Origin of the sequence: Rhodoluna sp., from assembly GCF_049276775.1 — a bacterium.
Classification (GTDB): Bacteria; Actinomycetota; Actinomycetes; order Actinomycetales; family Microbacteriaceae; genus Rhodoluna.
Genome location: NZ_JBASXC010000048.1, coordinates 1 through 19244, shown reverse-complemented (window position 1 = coordinate 19244; position 19244 = coordinate 1). Strand labels below are relative to the sequence as shown.

Genomic DNA, 19244 nt, shown 5'->3' with positions numbered 1-19244 from the left:
TTGTGAGGCAAGAGGTGTTCCAGTTCTAAGAATTGGCGTCACAGACAAAGAGAACCAGGCAGTAGATATTCAGGGTGTAGCGAAACTAGAGCTTGAGGCTATTAGGGTTGCCTGGGGTGGGGTTTTGTCAGGGCTTTACTAGCCAGCGTTCACTTCTTCTGGAACGTGAAACTTGGAGCGTTCGGCAGTGAAGCCCGCGAAATAGGCCATAAAACTGTGCGGACCAGATGCCGAGGTACGTTCGCGTGACAAATTATGAAGAGGTTCGGTTACTTTGAGGGCAGAGTGCTCAAGAAACTACTCGGCTAAAGCCAATATTTCATGCTGCATCTCAAAAATTGAGTAGTCAGCTAACTCCAGTAAAGTTTGGGGGTGTGCGGCAATCAAGGCAAGTATGTCCCTCGGATCGACCATCACTTCTCCAAATTCGTCTACCTGGGAGTCAATGATGGTGGTGACTTGATTCACAATGTGGGCCTGTGATTCAGGACTCTGCGTGAGCCACTCGGATCTGGAGGCCGATTCGGGAACCATCACGACGTCCAAAGAGCTAAACGAGAGCTCGAAGAGGTCACTTTCCAAATCAATCTCATTCAGATTCACTAGCGACACATCTTTCCAAGAAAATAGGCTCTCTCCGAAACATTCCATGTAAAGCTGGTCGCTTCTCCAGAACCAATTAGGCCGGAGAATGAGAGAACCCTCCGGTGGCCAGGCTTGAGGATCGTGAACCAGAGGTGAGCTGGACCTAGCGCGAAATAGCGTCTCAGGCCCAATGCCCTCACCTCTCTGGCCGTCGCGAGAAAAGCGCACCCTAATGCGACCTGTTGGGATTAGCTCCAGCCAAAAGAGGCGCCTCAGCCCCCAAAGGTAAGCATGCAGATTCTCAAACCACTTATCTTCATCTACGGCTGGCTGGACCGACATTTCTAATGCTTGACTAAAATTCTCGAACGGTGGCGCTTCATTCAGGAAAGCGATCTCGTCCAATTCCCCCCATGCCTCAAAAGTGTGTTCCATGTCCCCCGCCTCTAGCTCTGGAAAGCTGCTTGGTTGCGATTCTTATTTTCCATCTTCTATTTTTGCAAGCTAACAGAAAGTCCTGAGTCCGCCTTGCATCGTTATGCTTCCGGCAAATCGAAGTCGACGTAGGTTCCTCGATCACCTTCGCACGTAGAGCACTCGTCTCCGTTCTCGTCTTCCCCCATTGCCTCGCAGTCTTGGCAATCAAGCAAAACACTACTAATTACGAATTCGTATCCCCCGCCTTCCTTTGGATATGGGAGTTTTGAAAGGTAATAGCTAACAACAGGCATCCTCAAACTTGGGGATGCCTGGGTGAACCCCCGGTCTACAAATGACTCATCGTCATTTTGGAATTCTGTCCATACAAAGTTTGAATCCTCATTCGAAAACTCAAAAAGGTCCTCTGGCACATTCTTGTAGACCCCATATTCCTTTACCCAGGCGCTGAATCTTTCTCGCTCTTTATCCATCTCAGCTCGCGATGTCATATGTCCCCTTTCGTATGCAGGATATGCAGAGTCATCATTTTCATGCTACTTCTTCTAGGCCAAACGAGGGCCAATAACCACGGCCTGAGACGCAGGCGCAAAGCCCAGGATGAAAGTCCTGGGCTTTGTTTCTTTCAGTAAGGGTCACCCGTCAAGGCCCTTGATGACCAGCAAAACTCGACCTACATAACTAGGCGCCTTGGTGACCTTCGATTGATACCAGGTGGACAAATCAGGGTTAAGGCTCTTCGCATACTCACACGCTGCCTTTGCTCGCTTTCGAACCATGATGTTCTCAGCCATAGTTCCACCTTCACGCCTGATTCCGGTGCAGATGAACTTGTCGGCGGTTGGGTTTGATTCGACCTGATTCTTGATCAGCGCCTTCATCGCTGGTGTGACTTCGGTGGCACCAAAGCTAAAGACCTTTAGGCTTCGCTGCACGTACCAGCGGTTGGGGGCAGGCTCTGTTACTTCTTCCGCAGGCTCTTCCTCATCTGGTTCGGAGATAACCACGGGAGATATAGAGCTGAGGGTTTTCTTAGGCTCCTGAACCTCCTGAGCAACATCCGGGGTCTGAATCTCCAACGTGTCACTCACAGCGGAAAGCGCCAGGGAAGAGATGTTCGAACCTACAACTTTGACAGTGAGCTCGCTGCCAATATCAGAGTCTGTTACTTCGTAGTAGGGAAGGTTTGACTCGGCTATTGCCTCGCCGTTTCTGAGCCACTGGTAGCTAATCTCTTCCTCTTCGATCAGCTCGCTGGTTTGTACCGTCAACAGCTCACCAGGGGCTGGCGTGCCTTCAAGTGCGACGAGGTCAACAGTCTCTGGCCAAGATGCGAGGGAGGCTGCTGAAGTTTTGGATGCAGCCTCGTAGTCAGTCTTTCTGCCTGTGACCTTGACGCTTAGGTTCTTACCGGCGTGAGCTGGCATGACAACTAAGTTCCTGCTGACTTCTCCGCTGAGTGCTACGCCTTCGACCATCCAATGGTAACTCAAGGCCACCCCTTCGTCCCAGGCTCCAGCAACGGCAGTGACTGTTCTACCAACTTCGACCGTGCCGCTGATGGAGGGAGTAGGCGTGAGCACCTGGTAATTGATTGCAGCCATTGGAACAGATGCAATTGAGATGGAGAGCTCGCTATAGCCAACAATGTTGTGGGCAATGATCGCGAAGTAATAGGTCACTCCTGGTGTGAGGTCTGAAACTACGCATGACCTCAGGTCTGGATCGATGTTTCCGGCACAACTACCAGAGGTAACTAGGTTGAATGGCCCGTCGGCATTCAGTGAGACCCATACCTTGTAGTAGTCAATATAGGCTCCGCCATTCCAGGGCTCTGTCCAGGTGAGCTCAACCTCTTCCGTTAGAGCTGTTGCCTCCGGCTGCTCTGGCTGACTTGGGGTACCAGGCATGCCAACTTGAACCACTCCAGAGCTGGTAGGAGTAATTGAAACCCGCGCAACACGAGCAGAGTCAAATGGGTGAGAGACAATCCAGGTGTAGTTGTTATCAGCCATGATCGAGTCATCGAAGACTGCGATCTTTGCCTCTCCGAGAGAGTTAGTTACGGGCTCTGAGTGGGCATAGCCACCGGGCCAGAAAGTGCAAACTGGACTCTCCGCTCCTGGGAATGGGGTGTAGCTTCCGTTGCGGCAGTTCTTTGTATACCCAGAGAACTCGACAGTTGCGCCAACAATTGCATCGGTCGAAGCGTATTCCGTCACCTTGAAAGTCAGGATGTTCTGGGCCGGGAGGGCCAAGTCAACTGTCCTGCTCTCTGTGACGGTAAGGAAGCCGCCCGCCTCCAGTCCCCAGGGAATCTGTGGGGTAGTTGCTGCAGATCTAACCGGTGTCCTGGAAGTGACCACCATGAGCTTCCCTCTCGAACCTGGAGGCACGTCAAGGGAGTAGCTTCCCTCGCTATCTGTCACTGAGGTTTGTGCTGATACATAGTTGATACCTGTGTACTCGCCTTCGTTCACCCACTTAACGGGTGCGCCTTCGACAGGTGTAGTTCCATCAGATAGGTAAATTTTTCCAGAAAGCACCGCAGGAGGGTTGGTAACCACATTCAGGGTTGTGTCCTCTGTAGGACTGACCTGCACCACAGTTGTCGTTGAGTTCGCACCTGGGGTGACCACTAGGAAGGAGTAGTTGTTATCTGTTACCAACGCGTCATCGAGAACAGCAAGTGAAAGCTGGCCAGATGCATTAGTCCTGAGCCCTGAGGGAGAATATCCGGTTGGCCAGAAAACGCAATGTGGGTTCGTAGCTCCTGGAAATGCCTCATAGGTGACAGTGCGCTTGCAGCCCTTTGTATAGCCGTTGAACTCCACCTTCGCTCCAGCAACAGGGTTGCCCGACGAGTGGTCCGTGACGCTGAAGGTCACAGTGTTTAGCTGTGGCAACGTGAGGTTTACCGTTTGGCTCGATGAAACTGTCATATCGCCTCCGGCTACAAAACCCCAAGGTGTCAGGGGGGTTGTTGGGGAAGCCTGTGCGGGGCTGCGGCTGGTGTTAGCAAACAGCCTTCCAGTAGTTCCCTCTGGGACTTCAAGGGAGTACGCCCCGTTTGAATCAGTCGTAGTGGCCAAAGCATTGCGAAAGTTGTACCCAGCACTCTGACCGGAGTTGAGCCACATCACATTGACGCCCGCCACTGGCGTTGTTCCGTCGCTGAGAAAGACGGTTCCCGAGAGTGCACTCGGAGGGTTCATCACGACGTCAACATTCTGCGTTGAACCTGAGATCCAGTTGATTGTTGTTGAGGTGTTTGCGTCGTTGGGGTCACTAACAATGAACTGATAGTCATCGTTTGAGGTCTGAGATCCCGCCACAACGGGAACGGTCACCTCGCCATTCGCATTTGCAACGGGGCCCGAATGGTCGTAGCCACCAGGCCAAAAGAAGCACGTGGGGGAGGTTGCATTTGGGAACAGCAGGTAGCCGTCCTGCTTGCAGTCTTTGGTATACCCAACGAACTGCACCTTCGCTCCGGAGAGAGCGGCGCCTGTCTCCGAGTCGGTGACCCGCAAATTGAGATACTCAATGGGAGGCAATGTTAGGTCCAAGTTTGCATCTTGGGTGATCGTAAGTGTGCCGCCGACCTCGAGTCCCCAAGGTGTTGCAGGACTGGTATCTAGTCCACTGTTAGCGGACCGAGTGGTGTTAACCATTAGATAACCAGACGTTCCGTTTGAAGCCTGCATCACGTATTCACCAGAAATATTCGTGTAGACGGTGTTCGCATTTACGTTGTTAATGCCTGCGTAGGCACCCTCAGCAAGCCACTTAACCGGCATCTTGTGAACCGGTGTTCCATCGGCCATGAGAACTTTGCCGTAGATAAAGGGCAAGTTGCTGGTCCAGGTGATTGCAACGTTTGAGGTGGCCCAGCTCGACACCGAACCGTCCTTGATTGCCCTTACTCGGAAGCAGTAGAACTGCGCCTCCTCTAGCTCTAGAGCTGGGTAGGTGGTAAGTCCCGGGCCAATAAAGGCAAAGTGGGAGAAGGTTCCTCGGCAACCGTTTGGTCCCACTGCGACCTGGATCTCCTGCTCGTAGTCACCAGCAGAAGTGTCTTCCCAATCGACCCTTGCCCTATCTGTATAGGTGGCAGAGGTTAGCGCTTCACTGAGGTTCCCTGAGAATCCTGTCGCGTCTCCTACACAAGAGCTGACGTGAGACGCAACGTTCAGCCTTCCTCCCGTAGCCACTTTCCCGCTTAGGTTGGCATCAGCAACCACGGTTGCCTTGAGCTTTGAAATCGCAGCCTCTGCGCTAGTTCCCCGGTATGCACCTACACAGAGAGCAATAGAACCTGAAACAAAAGGTGCGGCCATTGAGGTTCCGGAAAGCAGACCATACTGTCCATTCGGGAGGGTGGACATGATGTTGGTTCCAGGAGCTGCAATGTCCACCTTCGTCGCTCCGAAGTTCGAATAGGCAGCTAAAGTGCCGTCTTCATTCAGTGCAGCAACAGATACAACACAGTCAAACAGCCTGTGGGTTGTGGTGCAGTCATAAGCGGCTGGATAGGTGGGGGTTGAATTGACATCAACTGCCGAGTTTCCAGCTGCCGCCACGAAGATAATGCCGGCATCGCCACCACGCTTGATGGCATCCTCGAGTGCCCTTGAGTAAGCCTCGCCTCCCCATGAGTTGTTGCTTGCGATGATGTCAAGACCCTTCTGGGTGCGAAGGTCAGTGATGTAGTCGATGGCGCTAATGGCATTCGCAATGGTCGCTTGGCCATCGGAATTCATCATCTTTGCCGAGATCAGCCTCACGTTCCAGTTAACTCCACTGACGCCGATGCTGTTGTTTCCCTCAGCACCGATAATGCCCGCGACATGCGTGCCGTGGGGGTGTTCCCCTGCATCAAAGACGGTGCCATCGCCGTTGATGAAGTCATAGCCGTTGACATCATCTACGAAGCCGTTTCCATCGTCATCAATGCCGTTGCCAGCAATCTCGCCTGCGTTGGTCCAAATGTTTGCGGATAGGTCTGGGTGCGAGACGTCAATACCGCTGTCAATTACAGCGACATAAACAGCGCTGTTGCCGGTGTAACCGGAAGACCATGCAGCGACTGCATTTGCTCCAGCACTGGAAGAGGGAGATGTGGCACTGCCGTAGAGGCCCCATGAGGAACCGTCGACAACCTTCGGATCATCTGCCTCTGCCTGCAAAGCAAGAACGTAGTTTGGCTCAGCGAATGCAACGCCTTCAAGCTGACCTAGCCAGGCAATCTGTTTTGTGGTTTCAACAAAGGGATCAAGCTGAACCAGATACAGGTTTGAAGCACGGCTACCAACAGGCAAAGGGTTGAGCCCTGCGAGTGTTGCCTCTGCGTCGGAATAAGGCTCCAATTGGACCAGTGCCTGAGATGGGACGATTCTTGAACCACCGGTGGACTCGGCACCCGTGGCAAAGGCTAAGCTGCCAAATCCGAGCATTGAAATAAGTGCGACGGTTGCCGCCGAGATGAGTTTTGAGATTCTTCGCATGAAAATCCCCCTTCGTGCGAATAAGTTAGTCTCCCCCTCAGACATTTTCAGCCTAGATAGGTCAGACATTTAATTCCAACGGCGAAACCGCTCTAGCCATATTTTTCCGAGCAGGAGTCTCGAAGGGACTGGCAAGCCTCTCACGCTTCGACGGGGTGCTGGGGCCCTGTACCGTCTTTCTAACAAGTCGTTTGGTTTCCCACAGGAGTGTGGAGCCGTTGCAATGAAAGCTGAGTAGATGGGTTCGACAATTTCTTGTCAGCCATAGGTGTGGAGATCTTCTATTTTCGGGGCTCTGAAATATTTCTTAGGTTGCAACGCAGGAAACCAACGCCCGCCGCTATCCAACTGTTTGTCCCGTGAATTTCACCTGGGAAACAGATCTCAAAGCTCTCGGTTGTCAGCAGATCAAAGGGCTATAGCCCAAGAGGATCCCGATGCTTATCCTTGCAAGGTTTGCCAATCGAGTTTCGGTTTGACCAGAGATCCTTGGGTGAGTCTCTCTACTTAATCTTCTTGCGAATACTCATACCAAACATCGATGACATCACTATCGAGTTCTTCTTGCCATTGATTGTTAAACTTGACCTCAGCCAAGCGATCTGCCTCCTCCTCTGATTCCGCCTCTACAACTACAGAGGTGACTAGAGTCTCGTATCTGCTCACCGTGAATTTTTTGATGGCTGGCCCCCTACAAATGATTTGAGATGCGCTTGTTAGAACTCGTCATTGAATCCGAGCCGGGCCTCAAACTCGTCTGCCGCACTCGCAAGCACTAGAAAGGCGTTCACTATTTCACTCTCATCAATGTCGTCAACAAAGGCGTTGTGCTTCAGTGCATAAGCGCCCGAGATTTCAACAATTCCAAACATGGAGGTGTTGGCAGCCAAAACTCCTTCTGCATCAATCCTCGAAGCCCAAACAACTGGGGAGGTGACTTGCAGTGCACCCCAGTTCAAGCCAGCGTAAACCTTTTGTTGCCTACCGTTGCCGGTGTCGATTTGCATGCTGAAGGTACCGCCACCTTCATCGTTGACTGAATAGTTTGCGAATATAAAGTCATAAACTTCCTGCTCAGTAGCCACAGAACCCTCCCAAATAGTTCTCTCGTTTCATCAATTAGATGACTTAAGAAATGTTAGCTCGGTTCAGCCAGGATTCATCAATCCCTCACGTCCGCCAAACCGTGGACTAAGAGGAAGAGTGAATTGGTAGTCTCGAGAAATTAGGCAATTCTCCTGTGGGCTTCCTCTGCTCGGCAAGACATTAGGGTTGCCCTCTCAAAACTGAGCACAAGAGATTCGCAGCGACTTCGCACATATCACTCTTTCGGCTCTTCTCTCATGCTGTTTACCTTGTTTTCCCACCACTCGTGCTCAGCTAAGTAAGGGTCCATGTTTGAAATCACGTCGGTAATTGTCTCTTCAATGTCAAATTCGTCCTCGGCCCAAAGCTCAGAGATCAGGATCCGCCATTGCTGATCGTTGAGCTTGGTGCGGAACTCAGTCTCAATTGCAGCCCTTGGATAGCCGGCTGCTAGATCAAGTTTGAGTGCTGTCTCAATAAGCTCGTCGTCTCCTACCGTGGCGAGCTCATGCCAGCTCTGCATCTTTTTCGACCAACTCTCAAAGCTTTCAAGCAGAGCCTTCTCTACTTGAGCATAGATCTGCAATAGGAGCTGGCGAAGCTTCGGCTTTGCAACCAAGTTGCTGTTCGTCGCGGTTAGTCCTGGGTGAAAAAACGCATGTCTAATTGCTGTCAGAATCGGCATTAAGTCGAAGCTCTCCAGGTCATAGAAGGCCTGGAGTGAGTTCTTCAACCCTTGGCTAGTGATAGAAGCTAACAGTTTTTCCCGAAAGTGCTTCCATGCTGGATCGCTTGCAAGTGACCGCGCCAGCTCTTGATCTAGAACACTGAACTGGCCTTTGCCGATCAGCCTCTCCCAGCCTTCAACCGCCGAATAGAGCAAGGCGAGCTTTAGCAGTACGTAATAGGAATCTGAGCTGTGCTCGCCACCCTCAAAACTTGTAGTTGAAAGAGATTGAGAGAGCTTTAGCTTTGACCCGAAGTTTGAGACCAGCTGCCGAATTATCGAGTTTTCAGGGATGGCAGGAAAAGTCTTATGCAGATGAAGCTTTTCGCTAACCTCTGAAGGCTCTGCGACCAAACCTTCGGCTTCTCTAGAACTAGCAAGAAAATGGTTCGTGTCAGGTTCGGTGGAAACAGTTCTCTCCTTGGCGTTCTTCGAAGGCTCTAAAAGGCCTGCTTCTGGCTCATAGCCACCAGCAAGTCTGCATCGCTCCTCATAACTTTTTGAAAGGTCTTGATTGCCGCGCTCTTTCTCTATCAAGGCCATGAAATAGCTAGCCTCTGCCTCTGCATAGCGGTCCGGTTTGCTCAGCGCTGTTAAGAAAGCACTCGAGCTCGCGTCAAAATCCCCGAGCTTGAAGTAAGCGATCCCGAGATTTGAAATTGCGTTAGTGGACTGGCCCTCCATTAGTTGATCAGTCGCTTGATTAGCAAAGTACTCAATTTCTGAAATCAAGTCTGGGTTTTGCTCTAGTTCAGGAATGAGGTGCGAATAAATGAAGCTGTTGATCCCACGCACTAGGCAGGGGCCAGCCCCATCCTCGACCACCCTTACAAGCTTCTCCTTTGCAGCATCGCGTCGTCCTGCTTTTTCGTCTTCAATTGAGCTGAGGTACAGGTCTCTTGTTTGGACCAAAAGGTCACCTACTTGAGTCACCGGGATCCATTGAGGTGCGGCGGCACGACTCTCACGCGAGGCGCCATCCATCAGTCTTGCGCAGGGATTGCCGAGTGCATCGTCCCAAGGAGCACTGAAGTCAGGTGATCTGAAATTTACGTACCCATCCTCTGTCGTGGTCATGGCTGATGAGCATCCGTTGATAATCACGGGCAGCAGCTTTTCCAGATATGGAATGGCCTTGGTTGAAAGCCTCCAGCCAAACTGAACAACCTGAGGAAAGATGCTGCCCTCATAAGAATTTGACGCGCCAGCGTTTCGAGAAGTTTGAAGTCTCGAAAAGCCATTGGCCTCGGCGTTGTCTTTGATTGTGAAAAATGGGACTGGCCTTGCATCCTCTGGCACACCACTAAACGCAAGGTCCCTGCTCATAGTCATAATCTGAGTGCTGGGAAAAGGTGTCTCGCTCATAAACGCCAGCTGCTTTAGGAAGACCGGAAGCGCGAGCTTTGTAGAAAGCTGCCCGATTGAGAACCCTCCGCTTTCAGGCTCCAAGGTATAGGTCATTACTGAACCATCATCCTCCTCGGGCTCAAGCTCGAAATGATTTACCCCCTCAATGTGAACCGGCGTCACTAGTAGATCGATAAACCAGTAGGCGACTTCATTACCGTCTTGATCTTTATGTAGCTCTAGGCACTGCACAAAAGGTGTGCCTGCGTCAGTGGCCCACTGACCATGGATACGCTTTTTGCCCTCTAGATCTTCAAAGTTTTCGTGATTCACGGCCCAGGCAGACTTGTAGCTGACCCCAATTTGTTCTAGCTCAAGAGCCTTGAGAAACTCCTGACCCAGCTTGGTGTCCGGAATCTCTAAAGGAGAGCGAAGTTCGCCTTGGGAGACTTCAAAGCCTGGAACGATTTTGAGATCGCTCTTGGCCACGTATGACAGAAGTCCAGCAACCTTGCCCATGGCCAAAAGAGAGCCTCGGTGCAACTCTGACGCAGGCACCGGGCGAAAGGATTCAAACCAACTATCAGCGTTCGGATCTACAAGTCGCAAGCTCTGCTTATACCAAGGCGAATCCTCTCGACTCACCCCTTGGGCTTCTGCCTCTTGGCCACCACCGATTTTCACCATTTGTTTCCCCTGTATTCCGCTCAGAAAAACTTACTACCCATCACCTACTCACAGACCACCGACTTTTTTACTGCTGAAAAGAAGGGGTTTGGTGTGACGAATCACAGAAAAGAATGTCAGACGCTTGTGCGATAGTTGAAGCATGCGCAAAATTGGGGATTTGTGGTCATTCAACACTCGTGACCTTATGCGGGCATCGACTTGCCAGCACTGCACAACGCTTTCCGTTCTTCACGTTCTTCAAGACCCTGTTGTTGAAGAAAAACTGAAGGAGCACATCGAAGCTCAAGAGAAGGCTAAAGCGGAGGGTAAGGATAAGAGCCTTCCCCAGCGCTATGGCGATGAGTTCGAAGAACAGCTCACAAGAGAATTGGCGGCCAAGCTAGATCCTTCTCAGTTTGTTAGACCTGAGAAAGACGGGGACTTTGGTCAGACCCTTGATCTGATGAGATCAAGAGTTCCGGTTATCTACCAAGGTGGCCTGGAGCACCGCGGTGAGGGCACAGTCTTTAGAGGAAAACCAGATTTCCTTCTGCTTGCCGGATGGGAGTTGTTCTTCGATGATGAAGGCCTAGCAGTCAAGCAAACCTCGGACGCTGCTGGTCCTGGCTATACGGTCTGGGACGCAAAGTACTCAAGCCACCCAAAACCCGAATACGCCCTTCAGGTTGCCATTTACATCGAGGCTCTCTCTCAAGTTGGTCACCTTGCGGACAACGCAACCCACGGTCTGATCCTTGGAAACAGAACGTTACTCCCGCTGAGGGAAAACGAGATTGTGCCTGCAGCAAAGCTGGCAAGAGCCGAGCTTGAAAGAGCCATTGAAGAAGTTCAATCAACGAACAGATCTCAGCTCCTTGAGAACTTCACCTGGCACTGCGCAGGCAACAAGCAGTGTGAGATTTGCGAATACCCGAAACTCTGCAAGAAGGACAGGGAAGCCACATCAGACCTTCTATTGGTAGCAGGGCTTGGCAAGAGAATGAGGGACAAGCTTCTCAAGGCTGGCATCAAAGATCTAGAAATGCTGTCCAAGAGTGAGTTGACCTCGGTCAAGGACGTGTCTCAGCAGACCTTTGAGAAACTAAAGCTTCAGGCCAGCCTTCAGCTCAAGAGCATCAGAAGCGAAGGCCCTGAGAGTGAGCCTCTTGCGAACCCGATGCTTCAGTACTTACCGAAATCAGATGCTGGCGACGTCTTCTTTGACATGGAGGGCTTCCCATATTTCAAAGAAGGCGGGCTTGAGTACCTCTTCGGCAACTGGACACGCGAGGAAGAGTTCAAGGAGTTCTGGGCCGTAGATCGCAGAACCGAGAAGATTGCCTTCATCAACTTCATGACTTGGCTTTACAACCGCATGATGGAGAACCCAAACGCTCACATCTATCACTACGCGTCCTATGAAAGAACCGCCCTAAATAGGCTTGCAAACCGCTATGCGGTAGCGGAGCGAGAACTTGCTCAACTCGAGGCAGAGCACAGGTTTGTTGACCTGTATCCCGTAGTCACCAAGAGCGTTCGAGTAGGTGAACCAAAGTACTCAATAAAGAACCTAGAGAGACACTACGAGTTCAAAGAGCGAGCTGGGGTAGAAGCCGGTGACGAGAGTATCGAAGAGTTCGTCGGGTGGAGAGACCTTGAGGAAAAGCTCACCTCAGGTGTTGAACTTGAGGATCGGGCTCAAACAACCCAGGAGGCAAAGAAGGTCTTCAACCGCATACGCGACTACAACATCGAGGATGTCCAATCCACGATGGAGCTCTATGACTGGTTATTGAAATTCGAAGGCGCCGCAACCAAGCCTTGGGAATCACTGTTTTACGTTTCGGAAGAAGAAGCAGCTGGTCAACTGACAGCCAAGCAAATCAAACTCATGGACCTAGAGCGAGATACTGCATACCTTCTCGACCCCGTAAGAGACTATGAAAAGGGCCTAGATCCAGAGATGGACAAACAGGTGGCCGCCTGGGAAGCGCTTGCTCACTCAATCCTTTTCTACATGCGTGAAGACGTGATGTTCTGGACCAACCTGAACATCCGCATGACCCTCGACGATGAAGACCTCACTCAGGATCGCGAAGCGATGGTTGTCACCGAAGCTAGGGAAATTGACCTTGACGGTTTGGAGTTGGCGGCAGGGCACACGGGTCAATATCAGATCGAGGTAGACCCGGAAGAACTATTCCGTCCGAAAGCGGGTACCCCGATTGCCATCCGCTACGAGAGCGAACCTGGAGTAGTTCGCTTTGACTTTGGCAAAGTTGATGCTTTGGAAAATGGAGTCTTGACCTTCTCAAGAAACCCCAAAGATCCAGAGTCTTTGAAGCACAGCCCATCAGCAATCTTTGATGTCACCAAATACAACACCACCGGCAAAGAGCACTCCCTGCTTGAAACCGCAAAGGAGATAACTTCTGTTTGGGGAAGCCCCTTCTCAGAGCCACCTCGCGGTTATCCGATCCTGGATCTCCTGCTTCGCAAGGAACCTCAGTTTGTTGACTCCAAGCCTCTAATGCAACCAGACAAAGAGGACTACCTGCCTGCACTTATTGATGCTGCAGATCGCATGCAACGTTCGGCGATTGCGGTTCAAGGCCCTCCGGGAACAGGAAAGACCTACCTCGCCTCGAGATTGATTAAACACCTCGTGGAAAGCGACAAGAGAGTAGCTGTGGGCACCAATTCCCATGCCGCTGTAGAGAATCTCTTAGATGAGTGCATCGCTGCCGAGATGGAACCACTACAAGTTGTAAAGGTCTTGGACTCAGGAACACCTGAGGACTACAAGTGGACTGCACTCAAGGGAGCCTCACAGCTCTCCACTGCGTTGAGAAAAAGCATGGGGGGTCTAGTCATGGGTGCTACTTCCTTTGGACTTTGCAATAAGCAGATTCGAGAGCACCACTTTGACTACCTAATTATTGATGAGGCGGCGCAGTACTCGCTGGTTGATCTGATTGCTGCCTCTGGCATTGCAGACAACATCATTCTCTTTGGTGACCCCCAGCAACTTGCCCAGGTTGTTCAAGCGGTCCACCCTGGCGGAGTTGAGAACTCCGCACTTGGGCACTTCATCGGAGATCACGCGATCTTGCCAGATGGTCTCGGCTATTTCGTTGAGGTGACCAGACGAATGCACCCGAATCTAACCGAGGCTGTTTCATGGCTTTCCTATGAGGGACGACTTCGGTCGATAGAGAAGACCAAGCTGAATATCGTGCCTGGAATCGAACCGGGTCTACACAAGATTGTGCTTGATCACTCTGTTAACTCAACCCACAGCCCTGAAGAGGTTGAGGAAGTTGTCAGACTTGTTGGCAAGCACATTGCCGATGTTGGACCCGAAGAGATCATTGTCGTCGCCCCCTACAACAACCAGGTGAATGCCATTCGCAAGGCACTGGACCAAGCAGGGTTTCAAGAGGTCCAGGTCGGCACTGTTGACAAGTTCCAAGGACAAGAGGGAATGATCGTCATTGTTAGCCTTGCCTGCTCCTCAGCCGATGACGCACCAAGGGGTCTGGACTTCTTGCTTGATCGAAACAGGTTGAATGTTGCAATAAGTAGGGGTAAGAGTGTTTGCTACCTAATCCACTCAAAGCACCTACTGTCCGCAAGCTTTAGGACGCTGGAGGATGTGAAGTCGGTGAGCAGGTTGGCAGGGCTCAAGTTTTGACCTAGCTTCGAGGTCCAACCCGACAACCCAAAAAGACCTATGTGTGGACCATGCTCAGTGATTGGCGATTATCGCAAAATCGTAGTGCGAAGGTCCCGCTTTCTTGAATGCTGTGGTGCCATCCAGCATCCTTTTGAGGGGTAGATCCCCTAGGACCTCAAGGTAACAAGATTTGCCGGCAGCGTAGGTGGAGTTGATCACTCCGAGTGCATCACGAATAGCCCCTGCTGCCTCCAGTAGTGACAGTCGGCCCCTCGAGTATGTAAGTTCTCTTTTGTGCCGAAAAGGCTGAAAGCCGACGGCTGCCCAAGCTGCAAAAAGCTGCTCCTCTTCAAGTTCCTCCGGGAGTGGCCCCATGAAGCTGATTTGATAAGAGAGTCCGTCATCCGGAAATAAAAGCGATGGCACATTGCCAATTACTAGACCCGGATAGTCGGAACCCAAGGCCGGATGTCTTGATGGGCAAAATCCAATTATGAACAGGTCATCGTCCTCAAGCAACGCAGTTCGAGCAGCAAGCACCTCCACCACGGCCTCCCAGTTGAGGTTTCTTGGTGCCTCTGAAGATTTACGACTCAGTAAGAATTCAAAGAACTTATGCAACTGGCTCCTCTTTGCGGTTTTTTCTCGGCCCCGTCTTGAACAAGCTCTGATTGGCGACCTCGTGGATTAGATGCCTGACTCTCTCAATTCGCTCTAGCTCGGGTTTGTTCTCTCCCCAAAGATTTGGATCGATTTCTGCAAACGTGGCGTTGGCTTCCTCTAGATTTCCAAGTTCCAAAAGACACTCCGCCAGGTTCAACCTGGCAGTGTTGGCTCCTTTGTCGTCCTCATAGACAATGGTTCTAGCCAGCAGATCACGCCAGAGTGCCTCTGCATCAGCCCATAAGCCTGCAATCATCAGACGGTCGGCAATAACAGATTCGACCACGATGACATTAATCTGCTCACCCGCAGCCTCAAAATATGCGGCGACTCGGTCAAGCATTCCTTCGGCTTCCTCCGGAACATCTTCGTGGTCTCGATAGATAAGTGAGACTGCCAACTGAGTTTCGGCAAGGGCCGCTCTTGAGTAATCCTCATTTGATCTGAAGTAGGCGATTGCATCCCGAAGCGGCTTTTCAGCTTGCAAGAACTTCTCTGCATAGTTCAGGGTCCAACCAAGCCGATACTGCGTGTAGGCGATTCGATCTTCAACCTCTAGAAACTTAAATACATTGAGCGAGTCTTGGAGGTGCATGATTGCTTGGTCAAAATCACCAAGCTCGATTAGCGCAGCTGCCATCCGCTCCTTGGCTCGCGCTGCACCAAAGGAATCGCCATCTCGCTGGAAGAGATTGAAGGCACGGATAAAGCATTCGAGCGCTCTGGTCTGTTTCCCCATCACGCCCAGCAGATCTCCCATTGCCAGAGCATTAATTCCAGCCTGCGACTCCTCCTCAGCTTCATCAAATGCATCAACCGCGAGCTGATAGGCCTCTATTGCTTCTTCGTAGCGCAAGAGAACAGAAAGCGAATCCCCCAGCGGTCCTGCGCTATAGCCAATAATCACTGGGTCGTGAGCCGTTAGACCCCGATCCAAAGCAGTCTGGAGAACATCTCTGGCTTCTTCATACTCGCCCAGTGAGTACAGGCAGTAGCCATAGCTGTAATTGGCACGGCCGATTTCAGAGTCTTTCTCTAGACCGATAAAGAGATCTAAAGCCGAACCATAGAGATTCTTTGCAATCTTCCAGTCCTGGCGAGATCTGGCTCGGTGGGCCAGATCTAGTAGGGCATCAGCCCGAACATTTGAGTCCTCAGAGCGGGATTGGGTCCACAGCTCCTCTTCGGGAACTTCATCGAGATTGGACATCTTTGCCACCTTCCTGCTTGGTTTGTGCCCCTTCCTTTACCCGCTTTTGCGCCTCATAGCGCTGCAGTGGGTTGCTGATTTCCCGGTCCTTGGGAAGAAAAAACTGCCTGGGAAAAATCATTCTCGACCTAAACATCTGCCCCTCCGTTTTGCATCGAATTGAGCAAGGTTACTTAGAGGGGGTGACATTTATTCTTGAGGGCTGTTCTTGCATCAAAATTCTTGGAGCAAGACTCTGGCTCACAGAGCTCATGGAAAGAGACAACCTAGATCTAACAGCAGCAATGTTCTCTGAGTCACAGGCCAGAGTCATTGTCTCTGTTGGCAGACAAGATGATGTTAAGTTCCAATTGGAGCTAGTAGACCCTCGGCATGCAGAGGTTGCAAGGCCCAGACTTCAGCTCCCAGCCGGGTCCCGGTCTGCCACAGCTCTCACACATCATCACCATCTTGCTCTTGCTAGCCGCGTGATTGATTGTGAAGTACACAAGCATCTCGTAGAGATCCCAGTCGCTGTTTTCCTCACCGTCCATCATCAGGGGTATGGAGTACTTGATCTTCCTAACTCCAATCCAGGCTGGCCCAGCGACACTGTCCCAGTTGGTTGTGAGCGAATAGATTCCAAGGAACACCCTGTCATCTTCATCGAGGTAGACATTCACTCCAACGTCTGCCTCAACTGCTGGTGACTTACGCCCCATGAGTCCGTGGTCAAGCTTGATCCAGTTATAAGCATCAAGGAGCGTGTCCAGACCTGCAAGCTCCCCGTTCTCGAGGGCATAATCTAGGTTCATTAGTTGCAGTGGATTAACCTTCGGAAGATCTGAAGGCTTGTTACGCTTCCGTGCCTCCCGAAAGGCGTAGCCGCAATCCTTTTGCCACTCAATTAGCTCAGTTAGCACTAGCGACGATCCTCCAGTTCCTGCTCAGGGTCATACCACGATGGCCACATCTGCCCATCTGGCACCGGGTTGCAGAACCTGTAGAGCAGCATCTCTCCAACCTGAGCCCTGGCCCTCATCAGGACCATCAACTCATGTTCCGGAACCAGCTTCCTTTCGCTCACCTTGAGCGGATTCCGCAGGTTCCAGGCCTTGAGCTCTGGGTTCTTATCAAGGGCAAACTGCCGCTCGAAGTCAACCAGCCGACGCTTCTTGCCGGGACGTTCACGATTCTCAACAAACAAACCGTGAATATGACGAACCCCATAGGAGTAAAACTGCGCAGCAAAATCTATCTGAAGGGTCTGGGTGTTCCAGTAGTACCAAACATCAAACATCGGTTCCATCGGGAATGACTTCCAGTTGTCCTTCAGGGCCAAATACTCCAAATCATCCTTGGAGAACTCGCGGTAGAGGAGCTCGTGCCTAGCTTCAATCATGTAGGCGGCTAGCTTGATGACCTCATCATCCGGAAGCTCAATAAGGCTGACTGAGCGCTCCTCGGTTTTCTTCTCACCGGTTTCACGATTTGTGAGCTCAACCTCAAGGTCAAACTCCGTCTGATAGTTGCGTCCCCCGTGGCCAAATTCATAGTCACAGGTTATGCACTTGTGAGTTGGGTCAAACCCAGGCATCAGGCAGCAGCCACCCAGGATTACATCCTCGGGAGGATTGGCAACCATTCCGTAAAGAATGTCCTTTGCGGCTCCGCCACACTTTGGGCACTTGCCGGCAGTGAATGTCTTGAGATTGGTATCCATATTTGGTGCACCCCCTTCGAATGTGAGAAGACACTATGGGAGGGGTGTGACATTTTTAGCCCTCGAGCGGTTGCATCCGTCCATTGAAATCGAACTTTGGCGCATTAGTAAGCCCCTGGAACCCTGCTTCATACAACTCAGATGCCTCGAAATGGTGATCCCCCAGCCTCATCTCGGCTATAAGCCCTGGACTTAGGTCCGCAAATGGCGCTGTTAGAGCAAGTGGCTTCTCTGTGGCTGCTTCGAGCCACTCCTCGTACTGCTTGGTAAATGTCACGTTCAGCCAGTGGCCGAACTGAAAGGTCTCCAATATTTCGTCAAACCGCCCAGCCACTAGGCCAATCGGGGCAAGAATGCCAGCTCTATCAAGAATCACCCAAACGGCTGGTGGCAGAGGAGCGCGGAGGTGCCACTCTTGGCCACTCCAATCACACATCGTGCAGGCCAAATCTGGATTCATGTCATCGACAATGCAGCCGCCCAAAATGATGTCATCGCGTTCAAAGTCCCTTTCACTGGGCAACCCGTAGACGATTGGAATTGTGTCCCAGCCGCAGATTGGGCATAGCTTTGACTTCTTTTTAGCTTTCACGTACTCCTCTTTTCAGTCTTAGTAACTACCTAGGAACACCAGATCGTGTCCAGCTGCTCATTGGTGGGCAACCGGAACAATGGGTAGACGTGAAAAGTCTCATAAGAGATGTCGGTGCCAAACCTGGCATCGTCAACCTCGCTTGGTAGGCAGTAGCCGACGTGCATCTCGCTCTCGTCGTCCTCGCCTTCCTGTGGCTCATAGTCAGGGTTAGGTATGTACAACCCCATCCACTTATACCCCTTTACCTCGGGACTAAAGTCCTTCTCCAAAACCTCAATGTTTGAAAGCTGTTTAAAGCCCCCCAGCTTGTAGCCAAGTTGCCAGCGATAGCCGTAGCCAATGAAGGGAAAGTATTCGTCTTTTAGATCTAGGCGATAGCTGTCCTCATTCCTAAGGCCAAGCAAGTTGAAAGTCTCAAAGTCAGACACCTGGATAGTCAATAGCTCTTGACTGGAGACTTCGGCAAACTGCGGCTCTATGAAGACGTTCACCATCCCGGTCTTCGTGCTGATAAGCATTGAGTTTCCTTCCGCAGGAAGGGCCGGGGAGAAAGGGAAACCCGGCCCTCCTGCTCAACTAGAAAGGAGGCAACAACAAGCAACCACTTGGAGCTGGCTTTAGGGCTTGCGCCCCTCAGCAAGATTCAAGGTAAGACAGGGGGGTGACATTTTTGACGCCACTGTTTACTAGCGGCTCGCGAAAGTGGCTCCTAGGACTGATTAGCTAATCTCACTCCCAGCTAATCAGGTTTCCTTTCATGTCCACAGCTACCACCCAGTCAGTTAGACCAGACTCCCGAGCAGCCAGAACAGCCTTCCCTCTGAGCGCAATATATTGATCAAATTCAGACCATCCAGAACGAAGAACGGGTTCCAAAATTGCTGGATGGCTCGGGGTGGCCCAGCCACCCATTCCCTGAGCCGCGATTCTTAGCATGTTTGCCATAGGCAACACCTCTTGAACCTCTTGATTGTGAATTGGAAAGTTTTCGTCTTGGAGCTCCTCGTGATGCATTTCAATAAACGGAGATAAGCCGCCC

14 protein-coding genes are annotated in these 19244 nt (G+C 51.4%); 1 reads left to right on the top strand and 13 read right to left on the bottom strand.

The window, feature by feature from the left end; translation table 11 throughout:
• Positions 1–297: 297 nt before the first annotated feature.
• The 6 genes from WAO31_RS03445 to WAO31_RS03420 form a co-directional block, all read right to left on the bottom strand.
• Complete coding sequence (locus WAO31_RS03445; protein WP_509590291.1) at positions 298–603, bottom strand: hypothetical protein; 306 nt, start codon at positions 601–603, stop codon at positions 298–300.
• 518 nt (positions 604–1121) lie between these two features.
• Entirely contained in the window at positions 1122–1496 is a 375-nt protein-coding gene (locus tag WAO31_RS03440) for a hypothetical protein (protein WP_509590289.1), read from the bottom strand.
• 162 nt (positions 1497–1658) lie between these two features.
• Positions 1659–6530 (bottom strand): S8 family serine peptidase, encoded by a 4872-nt coding sequence (locus tag WAO31_RS03435; protein WP_509590287.1) that lies wholly within the window; start codon positions 6528–6530, stop codon positions 1659–1661.
• Positions 6531–7037: 507 nt separating this feature from the next.
• Positions 7038–7196: a hypothetical protein gene (locus tag WAO31_RS03430; protein WP_509590285.1), complete on the bottom strand. Its 159-nt coding sequence runs from the start codon at positions 7194–7196 to the stop codon at positions 7038–7040.
• A gap of 50 nt (positions 7197–7246) precedes the next feature.
• Positions 7247–7615 (bottom strand): hypothetical protein, encoded by a 369-nt coding sequence (locus WAO31_RS03425; RefSeq protein ID WP_509590283.1) that lies wholly within the window; start codon positions 7613–7615, stop codon positions 7247–7249.
• A 236-nt stretch (positions 7616–7851) separates the two neighbouring features.
• The gene (locus WAO31_RS03420) at positions 7852–10377 is read right to left on the bottom strand and encodes a tetratricopeptide repeat protein (protein WP_509590281.1); all 2526 of its coding nucleotides are present in this window, start codon (positions 10375–10377) and stop codon (positions 7852–7854) included.
• A gap of 142 nt (positions 10378–10519) precedes the next feature.
• Here WAO31_RS03420 and WAO31_RS03415 point away from each other — a divergent pair, with 142 nt between their 5' ends.
• Entirely contained in the window at positions 10520–14053 is a 3534-nt protein-coding gene (locus WAO31_RS03415; protein ID WP_509590278.1) for a TM0106 family RecB-like putative nuclease, read from the top strand.
• Between the two features lie 54 nt (positions 14054–14107).
• Here the strand turns inward: WAO31_RS03415 and WAO31_RS03410 are convergent, their stop codons facing one another.
• From WAO31_RS03410 to WAO31_RS03380, 7 genes are all read right to left on the bottom strand, one after another.
• The gene (locus WAO31_RS03410; protein WP_509590276.1) at positions 14108–14656 is read right to left on the bottom strand and encodes a hypothetical protein; all 549 of its coding nucleotides are present in this window, start codon (positions 14654–14656) and stop codon (positions 14108–14110) included.
• Positions 14649–15908, bottom strand: coding sequence for a tetratricopeptide repeat protein (locus tag WAO31_RS03405; RefSeq protein ID WP_509590274.1), 1260 nt, complete (start codon positions 15906–15908; stop codon positions 14649–14651). The genes WAO31_RS03410 and WAO31_RS03405 overlap by 8 nt, the downstream gene beginning before the upstream one ends.
• 356 nt (positions 15909–16264) lie before the next feature.
• A complete protein-coding gene (locus tag WAO31_RS03400; RefSeq protein ID WP_509590272.1) occupies positions 16265–16810 on the bottom strand; it encodes a hypothetical protein in 546 nt (181 codons plus the stop codon).
• Positions 16810–17610, bottom strand: a complete 801-nt coding sequence (locus tag WAO31_RS03395; RefSeq protein WP_509590270.1) for a hypothetical protein — start codon at positions 17608–17610, stop codon at positions 16810–16812. The genes WAO31_RS03400 and WAO31_RS03395 overlap by 1 nt, the downstream gene beginning before the upstream one ends.
• Positions 17611–17665: 55 nt before the next feature.
• A complete protein-coding gene (locus WAO31_RS03390; protein WP_509590269.1) occupies positions 17666–18202 on the bottom strand; it encodes a hypothetical protein in 537 nt (178 codons plus the stop codon).
• Between the two features lie 29 nt (positions 18203–18231).
• Entirely contained in the window at positions 18232–18723 is a 492-nt protein-coding gene (locus WAO31_RS03385; protein ID WP_509590268.1) for a hypothetical protein, read from the bottom strand.
• Between the two features lie 211 nt (positions 18724–18934).
• Positions 18935–19244, bottom strand: a 310-nt coding sequence (locus tag WAO31_RS03380) for a hypothetical protein (RefSeq protein WP_509590265.1), incomplete at its 5' end; no start/stop codon positions are given.